General features: G+C 67.6%; 21 protein-coding genes. 20 read left to right on the top strand and 1 reads right to left on the bottom strand.

The window, feature by feature from the left end; all coding sequences use genetic code 11:
* Positions 1 to 21 precede the first annotated feature (21 nt).
* Entirely contained in the window at positions 22 to 1,512 is a 1,491-nt protein-coding gene (gene crtD / locus ACAM26_RS00180) for a 1-hydroxycarotenoid 3,4-desaturase CrtD (protein ID WP_369612903.1), read from the bottom strand.
* Positions 1,513 to 1,638: 126 nt separating this feature from the next.
* On the opposite strand from crtD, the gene ACAM26_RS00175 reads away from it, so the two are divergent.
* From ACAM26_RS00175 to ACAM26_RS00080, 20 genes are all read left to right on the top strand, one after another.
* Entirely contained in the window at positions 1,639 to 2,511 is an 873-nt protein-coding gene (locus tag ACAM26_RS00175; protein WP_062272565.1) for a polyprenyl synthetase family protein, read from the top strand.
* A gap of 57 nt (positions 2,512 to 2,568) precedes the next feature.
* Positions 2,569 to 3,690: a methyltransferase gene (locus ACAM26_RS00170; protein WP_123141424.1), complete on the top strand. Its 1,122-nt coding sequence runs from the start codon at positions 2,569 to 2,571 to the stop codon at positions 3,688 to 3,690.
* A 135-nt stretch (positions 3,691 to 3,825) separates the two neighbouring features.
* Positions 3,826 to 4,785 carry a chlorophyll synthesis pathway protein BchC gene (gene bchC / locus ACAM26_RS00165; RefSeq protein ID WP_123141425.1) on the top strand — a complete coding sequence of 320 codons (960 nt, stop codon included), beginning with the start codon at positions 3,826 to 3,828 and terminating at the stop codon, positions 4,783 to 4,785.
* Positions 4,782 to 5,738 carry a chlorophyllide a reductase iron protein subunit X gene (locus ACAM26_RS00160; protein ID WP_062272639.1) on the top strand — a complete coding sequence of 319 codons (957 nt, stop codon included), beginning with the start codon at positions 4,782 to 4,784 and terminating at the stop codon, positions 5,736 to 5,738. Before bchC ends, ACAM26_RS00160 begins: the two co-directional genes overlap by 4 nt.
* Positions 5,731 to 7,212, top strand: a complete 1,482-nt coding sequence (gene bchY / locus ACAM26_RS00155; protein ID WP_369612902.1) for a chlorophyllide a reductase subunit Y — start codon at positions 5,731 to 5,733, stop codon at positions 7,210 to 7,212. The genes ACAM26_RS00160 and bchY overlap by 8 nt, the downstream gene beginning before the upstream one ends.
* A gap of 13 nt (positions 7,213 to 7,225) precedes the next feature.
* Positions 7,226 to 8,674 carry a chlorophyllide a reductase subunit Z gene (gene bchZ / locus ACAM26_RS00150; protein ID WP_123141427.1) on the top strand — a complete coding sequence of 483 codons (1,449 nt, stop codon included), beginning with the start codon at positions 7,226 to 7,228 and terminating at the stop codon, positions 8,672 to 8,674.
* 574 nt (positions 8,675 to 9,248) lie between these two features.
* Complete coding sequence (pufB, locus tag ACAM26_RS00145; RefSeq protein WP_062272574.1) at positions 9,249 to 9,392, top strand: light-harvesting antenna LH1, beta subunit; 144 nt, start codon at positions 9,249 to 9,251, stop codon at positions 9,390 to 9,392.
* Positions 9,393 to 9,479: 87 nt separating this feature from the next.
* Positions 9,480 to 9,683: a light-harvesting antenna LH1, alpha subunit gene (pufA, locus tag ACAM26_RS00140; RefSeq protein ID WP_123141428.1), complete on the top strand. Its 204-nt coding sequence runs from the start codon at positions 9,480 to 9,482 to the stop codon at positions 9,681 to 9,683.
* Positions 9,684 to 9,798: 115 nt separating this feature from the next.
* Positions 9,799 to 10,635, top strand: a complete 837-nt coding sequence (pufL, locus tag ACAM26_RS00135) for a photosynthetic reaction center subunit L (protein ID WP_123141429.1) — start codon at positions 9,799 to 9,801, stop codon at positions 10,633 to 10,635.
* A gap of 16 nt (positions 10,636 to 10,651) precedes the next feature.
* A complete protein-coding gene (gene pufM, locus ACAM26_RS00130) occupies positions 10,652 to 11,626 on the top strand; it encodes a photosynthetic reaction center subunit M (RefSeq protein WP_123141430.1) in 975 nt (324 codons plus the stop codon).
* On the top strand, positions 11,623 to 12,690 hold the full coding sequence (gene pufC / locus ACAM26_RS00125) for a photosynthetic reaction center cytochrome PufC (protein ID WP_223806133.1): 1,068 nt from the start codon (positions 11,623 to 11,625) through the stop codon (positions 12,688 to 12,690). Before pufM ends, pufC begins: the two co-directional genes overlap by 4 nt.
* 172 nt (positions 12,691 to 12,862) lie before the next feature.
* Complete coding sequence (gene pufB / locus ACAM26_RS00120; protein ID WP_062272584.1) at positions 12,863 to 13,009, top strand: light-harvesting antenna LH1, beta subunit; 147 nt, start codon at positions 12,863 to 12,865, stop codon at positions 13,007 to 13,009.
* Between the two features lie 82 nt (positions 13,010 to 13,091).
* Positions 13,092 to 13,229 carry a light-harvesting antenna LH1, alpha subunit gene (gene pufA / locus ACAM26_RS00115; protein WP_082805927.1) on the top strand — a complete coding sequence of 46 codons (138 nt, stop codon included), beginning with the start codon at positions 13,092 to 13,094 and terminating at the stop codon, positions 13,227 to 13,229.
* Positions 13,230 to 13,363: 134 nt separating this feature from the next.
* Positions 13,364 to 13,507 carry a light-harvesting antenna LH1, beta subunit gene (gene pufB / locus ACAM26_RS00110; protein WP_062272586.1) on the top strand — a complete coding sequence of 48 codons (144 nt, stop codon included), beginning with the start codon at positions 13,364 to 13,366 and terminating at the stop codon, positions 13,505 to 13,507.
* Positions 13,508 to 13,600: 93 nt separating this feature from the next.
* A complete protein-coding gene (gene pufA, locus ACAM26_RS00105) occupies positions 13,601 to 13,783 on the top strand; it encodes a light-harvesting antenna LH1, alpha subunit (RefSeq protein ID WP_123141431.1) in 183 nt (60 codons plus the stop codon).
* Between the two features lie 84 nt (positions 13,784 to 13,867).
* Complete coding sequence (locus ACAM26_RS00100; RefSeq protein ID WP_123141432.1) at positions 13,868 to 14,296, top strand: secondary thiamine-phosphate synthase enzyme YjbQ; 429 nt, start codon at positions 13,868 to 13,870, stop codon at positions 14,294 to 14,296.
* Between the two features lie 4 nt (positions 14,297 to 14,300).
* The gene (locus tag ACAM26_RS00095) at positions 14,301 to 15,602 is read left to right on the top strand and encodes a RuBisCO large subunit C-terminal-like domain-containing protein (RefSeq protein ID WP_123143040.1); all 1,302 of its coding nucleotides are present in this window, start codon (positions 14,301 to 14,303) and stop codon (positions 15,600 to 15,602) included.
* Positions 15,603 to 15,696: 94 nt separating this feature from the next.
* A complete protein-coding gene (gene idi, locus ACAM26_RS00090) occupies positions 15,697 to 16,275 on the top strand; it encodes an isopentenyl-diphosphate Delta-isomerase (RefSeq protein ID WP_062272594.1) in 579 nt (192 codons plus the stop codon).
* A gap of 130 nt (positions 16,276 to 16,405) precedes the next feature.
* Positions 16,406 to 17,371 carry a lipoyl synthase gene (gene lipA / locus ACAM26_RS00085; protein WP_123143042.1) on the top strand — a complete coding sequence of 322 codons (966 nt, stop codon included), beginning with the start codon at positions 16,406 to 16,408 and terminating at the stop codon, positions 17,369 to 17,371.
* Positions 17,346 to 18,182 (top strand): YdcF family protein, encoded by an 837-nt coding sequence (locus ACAM26_RS00080; protein WP_223807028.1) that lies wholly within the window; start codon positions 17,346 to 17,348, stop codon positions 18,180 to 18,182. Before lipA ends, ACAM26_RS00080 begins: the two co-directional genes overlap by 26 nt.
* Positions 18,183 to 18,185 lie beyond the last annotated feature (3 nt).

The raw sequence follows: 18,185 nt of genomic DNA, 5'->3' as shown, positions 1-18,185 counted from the left end.
GATAGCCGCCGGGGGTGATGCTCAGGTCGAAGCGAGGTCCGCGAGCAGGCTCGTCGCCGCCAGCTCCCCCGAGATCGCCGCCATCGGCACGCCCGCGCCCGGGTGTGTGCTCCCGCCCGCCAGATACAGCCGCGGGATTCGGGTCCGCGAGGCCGGTCGATTGAACGATGCCCGCCAGCCGTGGATCGCCGGGCCGTAGAGCGCTCCCCCGGTCGCCGGGAACAACCCCTCGAAGTCCCTCGGCGTGACGACCTGGCAGCGCTCCGGGTGTCGCGCCACCCTCAGGCCACATCGTTCCAACAGGGAGAATACCCGCCGTTCGCATTGCTCGATCTCCGAAGCGTCGAATGGCTGCATGTCGCCCCGTGCAGGGGCGTTGAGCAGCAACAACAGGCGCTCTGGACCCGACGGGATGTTGCCCTCGCCGCGGTCCTGGGCGCAGATATAGACGGTCCCCTCGCGCGGGACCCGTCGATGACGAAAGATATCGTCGAATTCGGCCTGGTAGTCACGGCCGAAGAAGACGTTGTGGCGCTCGAGGGCAAAGCCCTCGGTGTGTGCCACCAGCCCCCAGGTGATCGCCGAGAGCGAGCGACGGGAGGCCGGCAGGCGGGGCAGGGCGGCGATCGCCTCGGCGCCGAGGCGTCCGCTGGAGAGCGCCGCCGGATCGGCGTTGCAGACCACCGCATCGGCACTCACCCGCTCGCCGTCCTCGAGGACCACGCCGCTGGCTCGCCCCCGGGTCACCTCGATCTCCGAGACCCCGCGGCCATAGTGGAGTTCCACCCCCAGCCCCTCGGCAAGCGCGGCGAGCGCGCGTGCGACGCGATGCATGCCGTCGCGCACCAGCCACACGCCCTGCTGCTCGACATGGGCGATCAGCATCAGCGTCGCCGGCGCGGCGAAGGGTGACGAGCCGCAGTAGGTGGAGTAGCGTCCGAACAGCTGGCGCAGCCTGGGGTCGGCGAAGTGCTCGCCGAGCGCCTGCCATAGAGTGTCGTAGGGACGCATGCCGCGCAAGCCGGCCATGCCGCTGACCCCGCAGCGACCCATCAGTCCTATCAGGCTGGGACGGGAGGCGTGGATGAAGCTCTGCTCCAGGGTTTCGTAGGCGGCGCGCGCGCGCTTGCAGAAGGCGCGGTAGTGCTCGGCCTCGGCGGCGCCGGCGAAGTCGCCGATGGCCGCGACCGAGCGCTCGTGGTCGGCGTAGAGGTCGAGACGCTCGTCGGCGCTCCAGGCGTGGCGTGCTATGATCTCGGCCGGTTGCAGTCTGAGATGATCGTCGAGTCGCGCGCCGGCGGTGGCGAAGAGTTCATCGAACACCCAGCGCATGGTGAAGACGGTGGGCCCGGCGTCGATCGCCTGACCGTCGACCTGCAGCTGCCGCATCTTGCCGCCGGGGCCGGCGGCGCGCTCGAACACCCTGACCTGCAGTCCGCGAGCGGCGAGACGGATGGCCGTTGCCAGGCCGCCGATCCCTGCTCCGATGACGACCACCGATTGCGTTGACATCGGACAGCGACCTCCTGTGATTCACGTTGACGCCTCGTGCGTTGATGTCTATTGTACATGACACAAATTAGTGTCAACTAATCCTTACACTTTTTCAGACGAACACCAGTTGCCGGGGAAGCAGAGATGGATGCCACCGCAGCGAGAATCGAGCGGGCCTTGACCGAGGCCATTGAACATGTGGTCGTCTCCGGCTGTCCCCCGCGGCTGGCCGAGGCGGTGCGTCACGCGGTCTTCCCGGGCGGTGCGCGGGTGCGCCCGCGGCTGTGCATCGCGGTGGCCGCCGCCTGTGGCAGCAAGGACGTGGTCTCGGCCGATGCCGCGGCGAGCGCCATCGAGTTGCTGCACTGCGCCTCGCTGGTGCACGACGATCTGCCCTGCTTCGACGACTCGCCGCTGCGTCGCGGGGTGCCCTCGGTGCACCGCGCCTACGGCGAGCCGCTGGCGGTACTCGCCGGCGATGCGCTGATCATCCTCGCCTTCGAGCACCTCGCCCGTCAGCTCAGCGACAAGCCCGCACTGCTCGCCCCGCTGTTGCTCACCGTCGGGCGCTCGGCGGGGATGCCGCACGGCATCACCGCCGGTCAGGCCTGGGAGTGCGAGCCCAAGGTCTCGGTCGAGCACTATCACCGCGCCAAGACCGGCGCGCTGTTCGCCGCGGCGACCGCCGCCGGTGCCCAGGTCGCCGGCGCCGACGCCGATGCCTGGCGGGTGGTCGGTGACAAGATCGGCGAGGCCTACCAGGTCGCCGATGATCTGCGTGATGTTGCCGCCAGCGCCCAGGAGGTCGGCAAGCCGGTCGGACGCGATGCCCTGCTCAACCGTCCCAGCGCCGCCGGCGAACTCGGTGTCGAGGGGGCCGTGGCCCGGCTCAAGGGGCTGGTGCAGGAGGCTGTCGACGCCATCCCCGAGTGCCCCGGGCGCGAGCGCTTTGCCGAGGTGCTGGTGCACGAGGCGCGCCACATCATGCCCAAGAGCCTCGCCCAGCAGGCTGCCTGATGGCGTCTGTCGCGCGCGCCCGTGCGGCGCGCGCCGGGCGCGCACCGGAGGGACCCCGTGCCGATTCGTGACGACTGGCTGAAGCTACGCAATCGTCTCCTCTCCAGCCCGCGCTTTCAGCGCTGGGCCGCCCGCTTCCCGCTGACCCGCCCGCTCGCCCGGCGTCACGCCCGTGAGCTGTTCGACATCGTTGCCGGTTTCGTCTACTCCCAGGTGCTCTATGCCTGTGTGCGCGCGCGCCTGTTCGAGCTGCTCGACGAGCGTGGTCCGAGCGACAGCGCCGCGCTTGCCCCGGCGCTGGGGCTGCCGGAGGAGGGTGCGCGCCGTCTGCTGCTCGCCGCGGCCAGCCTGCGTCTGGTCGAGCAGCGCGGGGCGGACCGCTTCGCCCTCGGCGAGCGTGGTGCCGTGGTGCTCGGCAACCGCGGCATCGCCGCGATGGTCGAGCACCACGCGATGCTCTATGCCGATCTCGAGGACCCGCTGGCGTTGTTGCGCGGCGAGCGTCCGCAGCGCGCGCTCGCCGACTATTGGGCCTATGCCGAGTCGAGTGCGCCGGCGCGCAGCGATGCCGCGGCGGTGGACGGCTACTCGGCGCTGATGGCCGACTCCCAGGCGATGATCGCCGAGGAGGTGCTCGATGCCTATTCCTTCCGCGATCACCACTGTCTGCTCGACATCGCCGGCGGCGATGGCACCTTCCTGGTCGAGGTGGCCAAGCGCTGGCCGCACCTGCAGGTGATCCTGTTCGATCTGCCGGCGGTGGCCGAGCGCGCCCAGGCGCGCTTCGTCCGCGAGGGCCTCGCCGAGCGCGCCCGTGCCGTCGGCGGTGACGTGTTGCGCGATCCGCTGCCCGAGGGGGCGGACGTGGTCTCGCTGGTGCGGGTGGTGCACGATCACGACGACGAGCGTGCCGCCGGTTTCGTCGCCGCGGCGCATCGCGCACTCGCCCCCGGCGGTACGCTGCTGGTGGCCGAGCCGATGTCCGGCACCCGTGGTGCCGAGCCGGTGGGGGACGCTTATTTCGGTCTCTACCTGCTGGCAATGGGCAGCGGTCGCCCACGCACCGCCGCCGAGCTGGAGGCGATGCTCGCCGCCGCCGGGTTCGAGCAGACGCGCGAGCTGCCAACCAACCGCCCGATCCTCACCCGTGCGCTGCTCGCACGCCGGGCGTCCGACTGAGCGCGTTCCACCACGTCCCGTGGCGATCGCTTTTGCCGATGCAGATCAATATCCCTGGGCTCTCGCGGTGGACGGGTCGGTCACATCCGTTAAACTGCGAGGCTCGTCCGTAACAACTCGAATGCGTGCCGCACCGTGAACCTCGAAACCCTCGCCGTTGTCCTCGAACAGCCCGAACGTCTTTCGCTTCAACGATTGCAGCTCACCCCGCCCGAGGCGGGCGATGCGGTGGTCGAGATCGACTGGAGCGGGATCAGTACCGGCACCGAACGTCTGCTGTGGTCCGGGCGCATGCCCCCCTTCCCCGGCATGGGCTATCCGCTGGTGCCCGGCTATGAGTCGGTCGGTCGCGTGGTCGAGGCCGGTCCAGAGTCGGGGGTCAAGGCCGGCGACTTCGTCTTCGTCCCCGGTGCCCGCTGCTATGGCGAGGTCAACGGCCTGTTCGGCGGTGCCTCGGCGCGGGTGGTGGTGCCCGGCGCGCGGCTGCTCGCGGTCGACGAGGCCCTCGGCGAGCGTGCGGTGCTGCTGGCGCTGGCGGCGACGGCCTATCACGCCATCGCCACCCCCGGCAAGGCGCCGCACGCCGAGCTGATCGTCGGTCACGGGGTGCTCGGTCGGCTGCTGGCGCGCATCGCCGCGCTCGCCGAGGAGGGCAGTCGTCCGGTGGTTTGGGAGGTCAATCCCGAGCGTGCCAGCGGCGCCGAGGGCTTCGACTACGAGGTGGTCGATCCGGCCAATGACGAGCGGCGCGACTATCGCAGCATCTGTGATGTCAGCGGCGATCCGCAGATCCTCGATCAGCTGATCGCGCGGCTCGCCCCGCAGGGCGAGATCGTGCTTGCCGGCTTCTACAGCCAGCCGCTGTCGTTCACCTTCCCGCCGGCGTTCATGCGCGAGGCGCGGTTGCGGGTGGCGGCGCAGTGGCATCCCGCCGACCTGGCCGCAGTCAAGGAACTGGTCGAGTCCGGCCGGTTGTCCCTGGACGGGCTCATTACGCATCGGGAGCCGGCCACCGAGGCCGATCGCGCCTATCGCACCGCCTTCGGCGACCCGATGTGCCTGAAGATGATTCTGGATTGGAGAGCGATTTCGTGAGCGTATCCGTCAACACACCCGCCTCGAGCAGTGCGGCACCCGCGGTCAAGGAGACGCAGATCATCGCCATCTACGGCAAGGGTGGCATCGGCAAGAGCTTCACGCTCGCCAACCTGTCGTACATGCTGGCGCAGCAGGGCAAGAAGGTCCTGCTGATCGGCTGCGACCCCAAGAGCGATACCGCCACGCTGTTGTTCGGCGGGCGCTCCTGCCCGACCATCCTCGGCACCTCCTCGGCGAAGAAGCGCGCTGGCGAGGAGGTCGTGATCAGTGACGTCTGCTTCAAGCGCGATGGCGTGTTCGCGATGGAGCTCGGCGGCCCCGAGGTCGGTCGCGGGTGCGGTGGTCGCGGCATCATCCACGGTTTCGAGCTGCTCGAGCGTCTCGGCTTCAACGACTGGGACTTCGATTATGTGTTGCTCGATTTCCTCGGCGACGTGGTCTGCGGCGGCTTCGGCCTGCCGATCGCCCGCGATCTCTGTCAGAAGGTGATCGTGGTCGGCTCCAACGACCTGCAGTCGCTCTACGTCGCCAACAACGTCTGCTCGGCGGTGGAGTACTTCGCCAGCCTCGGCGGCAACGTCGGCGTCGCCGGCATGGTGATCAACAAGGACGACGGCACCGGCGAGGCCCAGGCCTTTGCCCACGCCGCCGATATCCCGATCCTCGCCACCATCCCGGCGCACGAGGAGATCCGTCGCAAGAGCGCCAACTACGAGATCATCGGTCGCCCCGGCGAGCGTTGGGGGCCGCTGTTCGAGGAGCTGGCGACCAATGTCGCCGAGGCGCCGCCGCGTCGTCCCAAGCCGCTCGACCACGAGTCGCTGCTCGGCCTGTTCAAGGGCGATGAGGTCGGTCGCAACGTCGTGCTCGAGCCGGCGCAGCCGACCGACATGTGCAGTACCGCCGCGATCGAGCGGCCCTCGCTCGAGGTGGTCTACGACGATGTCTGAGCAGCACCAGGACGCGCCCCGCGGCTCGCAGGCCGTTGCCGCACCCGGGGAGGGGGGGGGTCAGCACCGTGACGTGCTGCGCCGTGCCGCCGAGGCCGCCGGCGACAGCGCGCTGATCGCGCGGCTCGACGCCAACGCGGTGGCGGCGCCGCACGATCAGCCGCAGACCATGTGTCCCTCGTTCGGCGCGCTGCGCGTCGGGCTGCGGATGCGTCGTACCGCGATGCTGATGGTCGGCTCCGGCTGTTGTGTCTATGGCCTGAGCTTCACCGCCCACTTCTACGGCGCGCGCCGCTCGATCGGTTATATCCCGTTCGATTCCGAGAGCCTGGTCTCCGGTCAGCTCTACGAGGACGTGCGCGAGGCCGTCGACACGCTCGCCGACCCCGAGCGCTACGACACCATCGTGGTGATCAATCTGTGCGTGCCGACCGCCTCCGGGGTGCCGCTGCGGCTGCTGCCCAAGGAGCTCAACGGGGTGCGCGTGCTCGGTATCGACATCCCCGGTTTCGGTGTGCCGACCCATGCCGAGGCCAAGGACGTGCTCGCCGGGGCGATGCTCAACTACGCCCGTCGCGAGGCCGAGCAGGGCCCGGTGCAGGCCCCGCGCGGTGGGCGCAGCGAGCGCCCCACGGTGACCCTGCTCGGTGAGATGTTCCCGGCCGACCCGGTCGGTATCGGCATGTTGCTCGAACCGCTGGGGCTGGCCGCCGGTCCGGTGATCCCGACCCGCGAGTGGCGCGAGCTCTATGCCGCGCTCGACTGCGCCGCCGCCGCGGCGATCCATCCCCACTATGCCGCCAGCGCGCGCGAGTTCGCCGCCGCCGGGCGTCCGGTGGTGGGCTCGGCCCCGGTCGGGGTCGAGGGCACCGCCGCCTGGCTCGATGCCATCGGCGCGGCCTGCGGGATTGCGCGCGATACCGTGGACGCGGCCAAGAACCGCTTCCTGCCGGCGATCAAGGGCGCGCTCGCCGGCGCGCCGATCAAGGGGCGGGTGCTGGTCTCGGGCTACGAGGGCTCGGAGCTGCTGGTCGCGCGCCTGTTGATCGAGTCCGGTGCCGAGGTGCCCTATGTCGGCACCGCCTGTCCGCGCACCCCCTGGTCGGAACCGGATCTTGCCTGGCTCGAGGAGCGCGGTGTGCCGGTGCAGTTCCGCGCCTCGCTGGAGCAGGACCTCGCCGCGGTGAAGGCGCTCGAGCCGGACCTGGCCATCGGCACCACGCCGGTGGTGCAGGCGGCCAAGGAGATGACCATCCCCGCGCTCTATTTCACCAACCTGATCTCGGCGCGCCCGCTGATGGGGCCCGCCGGGGCCGGCTCGCTGGCGCAGGTGATCAACGCCGCGCTGGGCAATCGTGCCCGCTTCGACACCATGAAGGCGTTCTTCGCCGGGGTCGGGGAGGGGGCGACGAGCGGGGTCTGGCCCGTCGCGCCCGGCACACGCCGCGCCAAGCCGACCCGAGCCGCGCACTGAGGACGCCTTACCGATGCTGATCAACGACCTCGACCGCGCTGGCGGTTACTGGGGCTCTGTCTACGTCTTCACCGCCGTCAAGGGCCTGCAGGTGATCATCGACGGCCCGGTGGGCTGCGAGAACCTGCCGGTGACGGCGGTGCTGCACTACACCGATGGCCTGCCGCCGCACGAGTTGCCGGTGGCGGTGACCGGGCTGGGTGAGGAGGAGCTGGGGCAGGAGGGGACCGAGCAGGCGATGCGCCGGGCCTTCGAGAGCCTCGATCCGAAGCTGCCGACGGTGGTGGTGACCGGCTCGATCGCCGAGATGATCGGCGGCGGCGTGACCCCCGAAGGCACCAACATCCAGCGCTTCCTGCCGCGCACCATCGACGAGGACCAGTGGCAGAGCGCCAACCGCGCGATGTACTGGCTGTGGACCCAGTACGGGCCGAAGAAGGGCAAGGCGGTCAAGCGCCGCGAGCGCGGCCCCGACGAGCGCCCGAAGGTGAACATCATCGGTCCGATGTATGGCACCTTCAACATGCCTTCGGATCTGGCCGAGATCCAACGCCTGATCGAGGGCATCGGCGCCGAGGTCAACCTGACCTTCCCGCTCGGCTGCGAGCTCTCGGAGATCCCCAGGCTTGCCGACGCCGACGTCAACGTGTGCATGTACCGCGAGAGCGGTCGGGCGCTGTGCGAGGCGCTCGAGCGGCCCTATCTGCAGGCGCCGATCGGGTTGCACAGCACCACCAAGTTCCTGCGCACCCTCGGCGAGCTGCTCGGGCTCGACCCCGAGCCCTTCATCGAGCGCGAGAAGCACACCACGATCAAGCCGATCTGGGACCTGTGGCGCTCGGTCACCCAGGACTTCTTCACCACCGCGAGCTTCGGTGTCGCGGCCAGCGAGACCTATAGTCGCGGGCTGCGCCACTTCCTCGAGGACGAGCTGGGATTGCCCTGCAACTTCGCCTTCTCGCGGTGCGCCGGGGTGAAGATCGACAACGACGCGATCCGCACCGCGGTGCAGGAGAAGACGCCGCTGATCGTCTTCGGCAGCTACAACGAGCGGATGTATCTCGCCGAGATCGGCGCTCGCGCGACCTATATCCCGGCCTCCTTCCCGGGCACGGTGATCCGGCGTCATACCGGCACCCCCTTCATGGGCTACGCCGGGGCGACCTATCTGGTCCAGGAGGTGTGCAACGCGCTGTTCGACGCCTTGTTCAACATCCTGCCGTTGGGCAGCGATCTCGATCGCGTCGATCCTACTCCGGCGCGAATGCATCGCGAGCTGCCCTGGGCGGAAGAGGCGCGGGCGCTGTTCGACCGGATCGTCGAGGCGCAGCCGGTGCTGGTGCGGATCTCGGCGGCCAAGCGGTTGCGGGACGCTGCCGAGCGCGCTGCCCGGACCGCGGGTCTCGAGCAGGTCGGTGTCGCCCAGGTGGAGCAGTCGCGCGGCGCCGTCTCCGGCGCCTGAGGCCGCTGCTGAGGGTGTCGTCCGGGCGGCCCGAGGCGGCCCGGACGGTGCCTGTCGGCACTCTCTCATCACCCTTCCGTGCCCGCCTTCCCGGTGGGCGCTGTCGTGCCAGCGGCCTTCCTCACACCGCTTTGCGCGTCGCTATCCGGCAGCCTTCAGGCCCCATTGGGAAGGAATCCTGATCCGGGGCAGGGCTGGGTCAAAATCCGGTGTAAATGTAGATTGACATCTCTGCCAGTCAAGCTAGACTGACACCCAAAATCCAGCCAGCCCGTAGGGCCATCGTGTTTCGAGCCCGCGCTGTCGTGAGTCCTCTGTGAACCACGCGAATGACGCTAGCCTCGATCAGCACTCCTGAGTTTGAGAGTGAGCGAGGCCGAGGGTGCGAGCGCACCAGGGGTGGCGGATCGAATTGACGATCTCCCCCGTCGCGGGGCGATCGGCACGATGGGATTTCGCCCGACAGGCATCGGGTGTCTTCTCAGCCGTGGCAGACACTCTCACGGCACCCCTCGCCGCACGGGGCAAGTGCGGCGTAACTGAGGTTTAGCTCCAAATTCGGAGGATTTATCCAATGGCTGACAACACCAGCGTGACCGGTCTGACCGAGCAGGAAGCACAGGAGTTCCACGGCATCTTCGTGCAGAGCATGACTGCCTTCTTCGGCATCGTGGTCGTCGCGCACATCCTCGCTTGGCTGTGGCGCCCCTGGCTGTAATCCGAGCGTAGGTGCACAGGCGCCCATCGGGGCCGCCTGGGCAGCAAGTGCTGCACGACCTTTACGATTTCTTTAGGAGAATTAGTTATGTTCCCGACCGAAGCCCTGTGGAAGATCTGGATGCTCATCGATCCGCGTCGCATCCTGATCGCCCTCTTCGCCTTCCTGATCGTGCTGGGTCTCGCCATCCACATGATTCTGCTGAGCACCGCCGAGTTCAACTGGCTCGAAGACGGTGTTCCGGCCTCGTCGGTCCAGCAGGTGACGCCGGTTGTGCCGCAGCACCAATAACGTCCCTGATGGGGGCGGCAGGCGAGGCTCGGCCAAGCTGGTCGGCCCCTCCTACCGCCGACAGTGCTAAGAGGAGGCAGCCGCCTCGGGTGCCTCCCCAGCAGAGGATTTTACGATGGCCATGCTCAGTTTTGAGAGAAAATACCGCGTCCGTGGCGGGACGCTGATAGGGGGAGACCTATTCGACTTCTGGGTGGGGCCGTTCTATGTCGGCTTCTTCGGGGTGACGGGCTTCTTCTTCGCATTGTTGGGCGTGCTCCTGATCGTTTGGGGTGCGACCATCGGTCCTAACGCCGAACTCCAGACCTACAACATTTGGCAGATCAGCATCGCGCCGCCGGACCTGAGCTACGGTCTGGGAATGGCGCCGCTGACCGAGGGCGGGTTGTGGCAAATCATCACAATCTGTGCCACCGGTGCCTTTGTGTCGTGGGCTCTCCGAGAGGTCGAAATCTGCCGTAAGCTCGGCATCGGCTTCCACATCCCCTTTGCATTTGCGTTCGCGATCGGCGCCTATCTGACGCTCGTGGTCGTTCGCCCGGTGCTGATGGGCGCTTGGGGTCACGGTTTCCCCTACGGGATCCTGAGCCACCTCGACTGGGTTTCGAATGTGGGGTATCAGTTCCTGCATTTCCACTACAACCCGGCTCACATGCTCGGCATCACCTTCTTCTTCACCACCTGCTTGGCGCTGTCGATGCACGGCTCGCTGATCCTGTCGGTGACCAATCCGCAGAAGGGTGAGCCGGTCAAGACCGGCGAGCATGAGAACACCTTCTTCCGTGACCTCGTGGGCTACTCCATTGGCGCACTCGGCATCCACCGTCTGGGCTTGTTCCTGGCGCTGAGCGCCGTCTTCTGGAGCGCGGTGTGTATCGTTATCAGTGGACCCTTCTGGACCCGCGGTTGGCCTGAATGGTGGAACTGGTGGCTTGAGCTTCCGCTCTGGTAGGATCTAGGAGACTACAATGCCTGAATATCAGAACATTTTTACGAGCGTGCAAGTGCGCTGCCCGGCCTATCCGGGTGTGCCGCTGCCGAAAGGCAAGCTGCCACGTCTCGGAAAGCCCATTTTCTCCTACTGGCTCGGGAAGATCGGTGACGCTCAGTTCGGTCCCATCTACCTCGGCTTCACCGGTACCCTCTCGCTGATCTTCGGTTTCGTCGCGATTCTGATCATCGGCCTGAACATGATGGCGACGGTCGATTGGAATCCGATCGAGTTCGTCAGGAACTTCTTCTGGCTCGCGCTCGAGCCGCCGGCACCGCAGTACGGACTGAGCATTCCGCCGCTCACCGAGGGTGGTTGGTGGCTGATGGCCGGCTTCTTCCTGACAGCCTCGATCCTGCTGTGGTGGGTGCGCACCTACAAGCGCGCGGCCGACCTCGGCATGAGCCAGTATCTGTCCTGGGCGTTCGCCGCAGCCATCTTCTTCTATCTGAGCCTGGGCTTCATCCGCCCGATCATGATGGGGAGCTGGGCCGAGGCGGTGCCGTTCGGCATCTTCCCGCACCTCGACTGGACGGCTGCCTTCTCGATTCGCTACGGCAATCTTTACTACAACCCGTTCCACATGCTCTCGATCGCCTTCCTCTATGGTTCGGCGCTGCTCTTCGCCATGCATGGTGCAACCATCCTGGCCGTGAGCCGCTTCGGTGGCGACCGTGAGATCGATCAGGTGGTGGATCGTGGTACTGCTGCAGAGCGTGCGGCGCTGTTCTGGCGCTGGACCATGGGCTTCAACGCGACCATGGAGTCGATCCACCGCTGGGCCTGGTGGTGCGCGGTCCTGACCGTGATCACTGCTGGCATCGGCATCCTGCTGACCGGCACCGTTGTCGACAACTGGTACCTCTGGGCGGTCAAGCACGGCGTTGCGCCGAGCTATCCGATCGAAACCACCGTGCAAGACCCATTGATGCTGCAGGGGGTGTCGCAATGAATATTGGCAAGCATGCATCCATCCCAGCGGTAGCACTCGTTGCTTCGGTGGTGCTCCTCGGGTGTGAGCGTCCGCCACCAGAAGTCGAGCAGGGCGGCTACCGCGGTCTGGCGATGGAGCACGTCAAGAACCCCCGTCTGCTCGAGGCCAGCTTCCGGGAGAACGTGCCGCCGGAGGTGATCCCGGCCGCGGCACCCGGTGGTCCGATGGCGACCGACATCTACCAGAATGTCCAGGTCCTCGACGACCTCACCATGGCTGAGTTCACTCGCACCATGGTCGCCGTGACCATGTGGGTCTCGCCCGAGGAAGGCTGTAACTACTGCCACGTCCCCGGTGACTTCGCCTCCGACGACATCTACACCAAGGTGGTGTCGCGGCGGATGTTCGAGATGACCCGTCAGGCCAACGGCGCGTGGAAGGATCACGTGGCCGACACCGGTGTGACCTGCTACACCTGTCACCGCGGCAACCCGGTGCCGGAGTATGTCTGGACCACCGATCCGGGTCCGGACCACCCGTCCGGTGTGGTGCCGACCGGGCAGAACGCCGCTGGCATGGTGACCGCGGCCTACTCGTCGCTGCCGTTCGATCCGATGACCCCGTTCCTCGACAACGACAACGAGATCCGCGTCATCGGCAACACCGCGCTGCCCTCGGGTAACACCAACTCGATCAAGCAGGCCGAGTGGACCTATGGTCTGATGATGCACATCTCGGAAGCGCTGGGCGTGAACTGCACCTACTGTCACAACAGCCGGTCGTTCTTCGCCTGGGATCAGAGTACGCCCAAGCGGACCACCGCCTGGTACGCGATCCGCCATGTGCGTGAGATGAACCAGGACTACCTGTGGCCGCTCAACGAGGTGCTGCCCGAGTCGCGCAAGGGGCCCTATGGCGACCCCTTCCGCGTCAGCTGCAAGACCTGCCACCAGGGCGCCTACAAGCCGCTCTATGGTGCGAAGATGCTGAAGGACTATCCGGGCCTCATGGGTCGTCAGACCGAGGCAGCGGAGGCCGAGCAGGAGGCTGCTCCGGCCGAGGCGGATACTCAGCAGCTGTAACGGGCGAACTCGGACTTCGCTCGTGATCTGGGCAAGGACGCCCTAGACGGCGCCGGAGGCATCCGCCCCGGCGGCGCCCAAGCCGAGGGGACCGTGCCACGGTACGCCCCCCCGGGGACGCAACACCGGCGAAGTCGATCGCCTAAGGTGACGATCGAGAGGAAGGCATTCAATGGCTCAGGAAAACCGCTCGATGTCTGGACTGACCGAAGACGAAGCCAGGGAATTTCACGGCATCTTCGTGTCCAGTTTCGTCGCGTTCACGGGGATCGTTGTCGTTGCACACATCCTCGTGTGGTTGTGGCGTCCCTGGCTGTAACGGCCAAGGGTCTTTTGGTCGATGACCGCTCGGGTGGCCGTCAGCTCGGTAACACCCACTCTGTATGAAACTGGAGAGAACCATGCATAAGATTTGGCAGATCTTTGATCCGCGCAGAACCCTGGTCGCCCTGTTCGGGTTCCTGTTCGTGCTGGCACTGCTGATCCACTTCATCCTGCTCAGCAGCCCGGCCTTCAACTGGCTCGGCGGTGCTGCTTAAGTCCGAGTCCCGGGCAACGGCTGCGTCCCCGGGTCAGGCCTCGGCCGCCCATGGACGCACCGAATCATTCCCCGCCGCGGGGTAGATCGCGGTAACGGCCTAATCGGCCTAACATGAAAAGTGAGGGTAATTCCATGGCTGATGAGAAAAGCATGACCGGGCTGACCGAGGAAGAGGCGAAGGAGTTTCACGGCATCTTCGTGCAGAGCATGACCACTTTCTTCGGCATCGTGGTCGTGGCTCACATCCTCGCGTGGCTGTGGCGTCCCTGGCTGTAATCAGCCAGACCTCCGCCGCACAGCGGATTTGACGGGAGGCTGGCAGCCTTCGTGTGCTGCCGCGTCCCGTGCCATGTATGTAGGAGACAACCAATGCACAAGATTTGGCAGACCTTTGATCCGCGCATGACCCTGGTCGCCATGGGTGGGTTCCTGTTCGTGCTCGCGCTGCTGATCCACCTCATCCTGCTCAGCTCCCCGGGCTTTGGCTGGCTGCAAGGTTCGGAGGCTGCTCCGGTGGCTGTCGCAGGAATGTCGGCCATGCCGACGCTCTGAAGCGAAAGCGGCTGGTTGCGGACGCGGGCGAGGAGGGCGAGCAGCCTTCCCGCTCGTGGCCGCTGAGATCGAAGTCATCTTGTTATGCATTTCCATCACGAACGCCTGCCGTTGAGAACGGCCTCCCCGATCGAGATCATCGATATCACTGCCGAGATCCGGCAGGTGTTCGAGAAGAGTTCGGTGCGCGAGGGACAGGTCACCATCCACTCCCCGCACACCACCGCCTTCGTTGCCCTCAACGAGCGCGAGACCATGCTCCAGCAGGACATGCTCGCCTTCCTCTCGCGCCTTGCCCCGAAGAGCGCGGGCTATGGTCACGACCAGGCGCCGATCGACGGTCGCGAGAACGCCCACGCCCATCTCATCGGGCTGTTCATGAACGCCTCCGAGACCATCCCCGTGCACCACGGCGAGCTGTTGCTCGGTCGCTGGCAGTCGATCTTCTTCGTCGAACTCGACGGACCGCGCGAGTCGCGCACCCTCAACATCCAGATCTCCGGAGTCCGCTGACCCCATGACCCCTGCCGATTGCGAGGGCTTCTTCGCCACGCTCGACGAGCTGGTGGCCGACGACTACATCCTGCTCGACTACTACCTCGAGTGCAGCGGCGATCCGCGCGAGGCGGTCGCGCACTTCTGCGCCGAGCAATCCACCGCGCAGTGGCGCCGCGTCGGCAGCGACGAGGACCTGCGCCCGCGCTTCGGTGCGCGCGCGGTCGAGCTCGAGGTGCTGGAACAGGACCGCCCGGGCTTCAGCTATGGCGTCGAGCCCGAGGTCACCGAGGGCGTCTCCGCCTGCCGGGTGCGCATCGCCCATCCCCATCGCAACTTCGGCCCGCGCATTCCCAACCTGCTGAGCGCGGTGTGCGGCGAGGGCACCTTCTTCTCGCCCGGCGCGCCGGTGGTCAAGCTGCTCGACATCCACTTTCCGGCGGCCTATCTGGCCCAGTTCCCCGGTCCCAAGTTCGGCGTCCAGGGGCTGCGCGAGCAGCTCCAGGCCTATGATCGGCCGATCTTCTTCGGTGTCATCAAGCCCAACATCGGTCTGCCGCCCGAGGCCTTCAGCGAACTCGGCTACCAGGGCTGGCTCGGAGGGCTCGACATCGCCAAGGACGACGAGATGCTCGCCGACACCGACTGGTGTCCGCTCGAGCGTCGCGCCGAGCTGCTCGGCGCCGCGCGGCGTCGCGCCGAGGCCGAGACCGGCACCCCCAAGATCTATCTCGCCAATGTCACCGACGAGGTCGAGAACCTGATCGAACTGCACGATCGTGCCGTTGCCCGCGGCGCCAACGCGCTGCTGGTCAACGCCATGCCGGTGGGCCTGAGCGCGGTGCGCATGCTGCGTGAGCACACCCAGGTGCCGCTGGTCGCCCACTTCCCCTTCATCGCGCCCTTCAGTCGCATGGAGCGCTTCGGCATCCACTCGCGGGTGTTTGCCAAGCTGCAGCGTCTGGCCGGGTTCGATGTCGTCATCATGCCCGGCTTCGGCTCGCGCATGTTCACCTCCGACGACGAGGTGCGCGCCAACGCCGCCGCCTGTCTCGAGCCCATGGGCGAGCTGCTGCCCAGCCTGCCGGTCCCCGGGGGCAGCGACAACGCCCTCACCCTCGGCGGCGTCCACGACAAGCTCGGTACCGTCGACTTCGGCTTCGTGCCGGGGCGGGGCGTGTTCGGCCATCCGCATGGCCCGCGCGGCGGCGCCGCAAGCATTCGTCAGGCCTGGGAGGCGATCGCCCGGGGCGTTCCCCTGCTAGACTATGCCGCCGAGCACGTCGAGCTGCGCGCGGCCATCGACGCCTTCGGGACGCGCTGAGTCGTCGGCGTCCCGATCCGACCCTGAATCCGAACGACGTCTCCCGCACCTCGTCGCGCGCCTGGTGGGGCGGGAGCGTGCTGGAGGTGAGACCTTGACCGCCCAAGTCCTTCCGCCCCTGAACGCCGCCGAACTCGAGCAGGTCGCCCGACGCGACGCCAGCGAGCAGCTGATCGTCGTCGATCGAGAGGATCGCGAGATCGGTCCGGCAGGCAAGCTGGAGGTGCACGTCGACGGCCGACTCCATCGCGCCTTCTCGATCCTGGTGTTCAACACCCGTGGCGAGCTGCTGCTGCAGCGCCGCGCCGATGCCAAGTATCACTTCGCCAACCGCTGGTCGAACACCTGCTGCGGTCACCCGCGCCCGGGCGAGACCACGGTCGCCGGTGCCGGCCGCCGGCTCAAGGAAGAATTCGGCTTCCGCGTCCCGCTCACCGAGCGCAACGAGCTGATCTATCGCGCCGAGGATCAGGCCTCGGGCCTGATCGAGCACGAATACCTGCACATCTACCACGGTCACTTCACCGATGACCCGCAGCCCGACCCCTCCGAGGTCGGCGCCTGGCGGTGGATGTCGGTGGCGGCGATCCGTCGCGCCCTGCGCATGCACCCGGAGTGGTTCACCCCCTGGTTTGCGATCCTCGTCGATCGGCTGCTGCCGCCCGAGGACTGATTCCCGTCCTCCGTTGCCCGGCGCGACCTGACTCTGGTCGCGCTTGTTTCGCTGCCTCGTCTCCCCGATGATGATGCGGATGTCGTCAACCGCAACAGCCTCGTGTGAGCGCGAGGCCGGGAACCCGTCCATGTCAGATCAGGATCCGCTACGCGCGCCCTCGCGCGCGACCCCAGAGACCCACCAGCGTGGCCGCGACAAGCTCGCCCGCATCCCGGTCAAGGTCGCGACCGATGCCCCGGTGCTGCGCAAGCCCGCCTGGATCCGCGCGCGCGCCCCGCTCGGCGCCGAGGTGCGGCGCATCAAGGCGCTGATGCGCGAGCACAAGCTCGCCACCGTGTGCGAGGAGGCGATGTGCCCGAACCTCGGTGAGTGCTTCAACCACGGCACCGCCACCTTCATGATCCTCGGCGATGTCTGCACCCGCCGTTGTCCCTTCTGCGACGTCGCTCACGGTCGTCCCGAGCCGCCCGATCCCGGCGAGCCCGAGCACCTGGCCAGTTCGATCGCGGCGATGGGGCTGCGCTACGTGGTCATCACCTCGGTCGATCGCGATGACCTGCGCGATGGCGGCGCGGCTCACTTCGCCGCCTGCGTGCGCGCGGTGCGCGCCCAGGAGGCGGGGGTCCGCGTCGAGGTGCTGGTGCCGGACTTCCGCGGTCGCGAGTCGGTCGCGCTCGAGTGCTTCGTCGACGACGCGGTGCCCGACGTCTTCAACCACAACCTCGAGACCGTGCCCAGGCTCTATCGCGAGGCCCGGCCCGGTGCCGACTATGCCGGCTCGCTGCGACTGCTCGAGGCGTTCAAGGCGCGCCACCCCGATGTGCTCACCAAGTCGGGGCTGATGCTCGGACTCGGCGAGACCCGCGACGAGGTGCTGGAGGTGATGCGCGCGCTGCGCGAGCACGGCTGCGACATGCTCACTCTCGGGCAGTATCTGCAGCCCTCGCGCGCGCACCTGCCGGTGCGTCGTTACTGGACCCCGGAGGAGTTCGACGCCCTGCGCGAAGATGGCGAGGCGATGGGGTTTCGCAATGTCGCCAGCGGCGCCATGGTCCGCTCCTCCTATCATGCCGACCTGCAGGCGCCGCTGTGAGTCGCCGCCCCCGGCGCGCATGAGCGTGCTCTACAGCGTACTCAAGAGCCTGCTGATGCCGCCCGGCATCCTGGTGCTGGCGTTGTTGCTGGCCGCGCTGCTGGTGCAGGGCGGGGTGGGGCGGGGGCTGCTGCTGACCGCCACCCTGGCGCTCGCGGCGATGAGCCTGCCGGCCGTCGGCGCCTGGCTGATGGCGCCGCTGGAGCGGCATGCGCCGCTCGCCACCCCCGGTCACCCGATCCCGGCCGATGCCGAGGCGATCCTGGTGCTCAGCGCCGGACGTACGAGCGCGGCCCCGGAGTACGGCGGCGAGAGCGTCGACAGCGCCACCCTGCGTCGTCTGCGCTACGCCGCGCACCTGCAGCGCGCCACCGGTCTGCCGCTCTATGTCAGCGGCGGCAGCCCGCCGCCGGAGGCCCCGCCGATCGCGCGGCTGATGGCCGAGGTGTTGCTCGAGGATTACGGCATCGCCGTCGCCGGGGTCGAGGCGCGGAGCCTCAACACCTGGGAGAACGCCGCCTATTCGGCGCCGCTGCTCGCGCGCGACGGCCATCGACGCATCCTGCTGGTCTCCGATGCCTGGCACCTGAGACGTGCGTTGCGGGTGTTCGAGGAGGTCGGTCTGGCGCCGATCGCCGCGCCCACCGGGTTTCTCCACGACCCCGATCCGGATGACTGGAACTATCGTGACTGGCTGCCCTCGGCGCGCGGCTTCGTGGTCAGCTACTACGCCCTCCACGAGCATCTCGGTTGGCTGTGGTATCGGTTGCGCCGCCTGGTCGCGGGCGCGCCGCGCCCGCTCTCGGGCTGAGTC

This window comes from Marichromatium sp. PS1 (assembly GCF_041155115.1).
In the GTDB taxonomy this organism is placed as follows: Bacteria; Pseudomonadota; Gammaproteobacteria; order Chromatiales; family Chromatiaceae; genus Marichromatium; species Marichromatium gracile.
This window is presented reverse-complemented; position numbering and strand designations above follow the sequence as displayed.

Coding starts and splice junctions, on each gene's coding strand:
- crtD (WP_369612903.1), bottom strand. CDS start 1,512: ATGTCAACGCAATCGGTGGTCGTCATCGGAGCAGGGATCGGCGGCCTG.
- ACAM26_RS00175 (WP_062272565.1), top strand. CDS start 1,639: ATGGATGCCACCGCAGCGAGAATCGAGCGGGCCTTGACCGAGGCCATT.
- bchY (WP_369612902.1), top strand. CDS start 5,731: ATGTCTGAGCAGCACCAGGACGCGCCCCGCGGCTCGCAGGCCGTTGCC.
- bchZ (WP_123141427.1), top strand. CDS start 7,226: ATGCTGATCAACGACCTCGACCGCGCTGGCGGTTACTGGGGCTCTGTC.
- pufB (WP_062272574.1), top strand. CDS start 9,249: ATGGCTGACAACACCAGCGTGACCGGTCTGACCGAGCAGGAAGCACAG.
- pufA (WP_123141428.1), top strand. CDS start 9,480: ATGTTCCCGACCGAAGCCCTGTGGAAGATCTGGATGCTCATCGATCCG.
- pufL (WP_123141429.1), top strand. CDS start 9,799: ATGGCCATGCTCAGTTTTGAGAGAAAATACCGCGTCCGTGGCGGGACG.
- pufM (WP_123141430.1), top strand. CDS start 10,652: ATGCCTGAATATCAGAACATTTTTACGAGCGTGCAAGTGCGCTGCCCG.
- pufC (WP_223806133.1), top strand. CDS start 11,623: ATGAATATTGGCAAGCATGCATCCATCCCAGCGGTAGCACTCGTTGCT.
- pufB (WP_062272584.1), top strand. CDS start 12,863: ATGGCTCAGGAAAACCGCTCGATGTCTGGACTGACCGAAGACGAAGCC.
- pufA (WP_082805927.1), top strand. CDS start 13,092: ATGCATAAGATTTGGCAGATCTTTGATCCGCGCAGAACCCTGGTCGCC.
- pufB (WP_062272586.1), top strand. CDS start 13,364: ATGGCTGATGAGAAAAGCATGACCGGGCTGACCGAGGAAGAGGCGAAG.
- pufA (WP_123141431.1), top strand. CDS start 13,601: ATGCACAAGATTTGGCAGACCTTTGATCCGCGCATGACCCTGGTCGCC.
- ACAM26_RS00100 (WP_123141432.1), top strand. CDS start 13,868: ATGCATTTCCATCACGAACGCCTGCCGTTGAGAACGGCCTCCCCGATC.
- ACAM26_RS00095 (WP_123143040.1), top strand. CDS start 14,301: ATGACCCCTGCCGATTGCGAGGGCTTCTTCGCCACGCTCGACGAGCTG.
- lipA (WP_123143042.1), top strand. CDS start 16,406: ATGTCAGATCAGGATCCGCTACGCGCGCCCTCGCGCGCGACCCCAGAG.
- ACAM26_RS00080 (WP_223807028.1), top strand. CDS start 17,346: ATGCCGACCTGCAGGCGCCGCTGTGAGTCGCCGCCCCCGGCGCGCATG.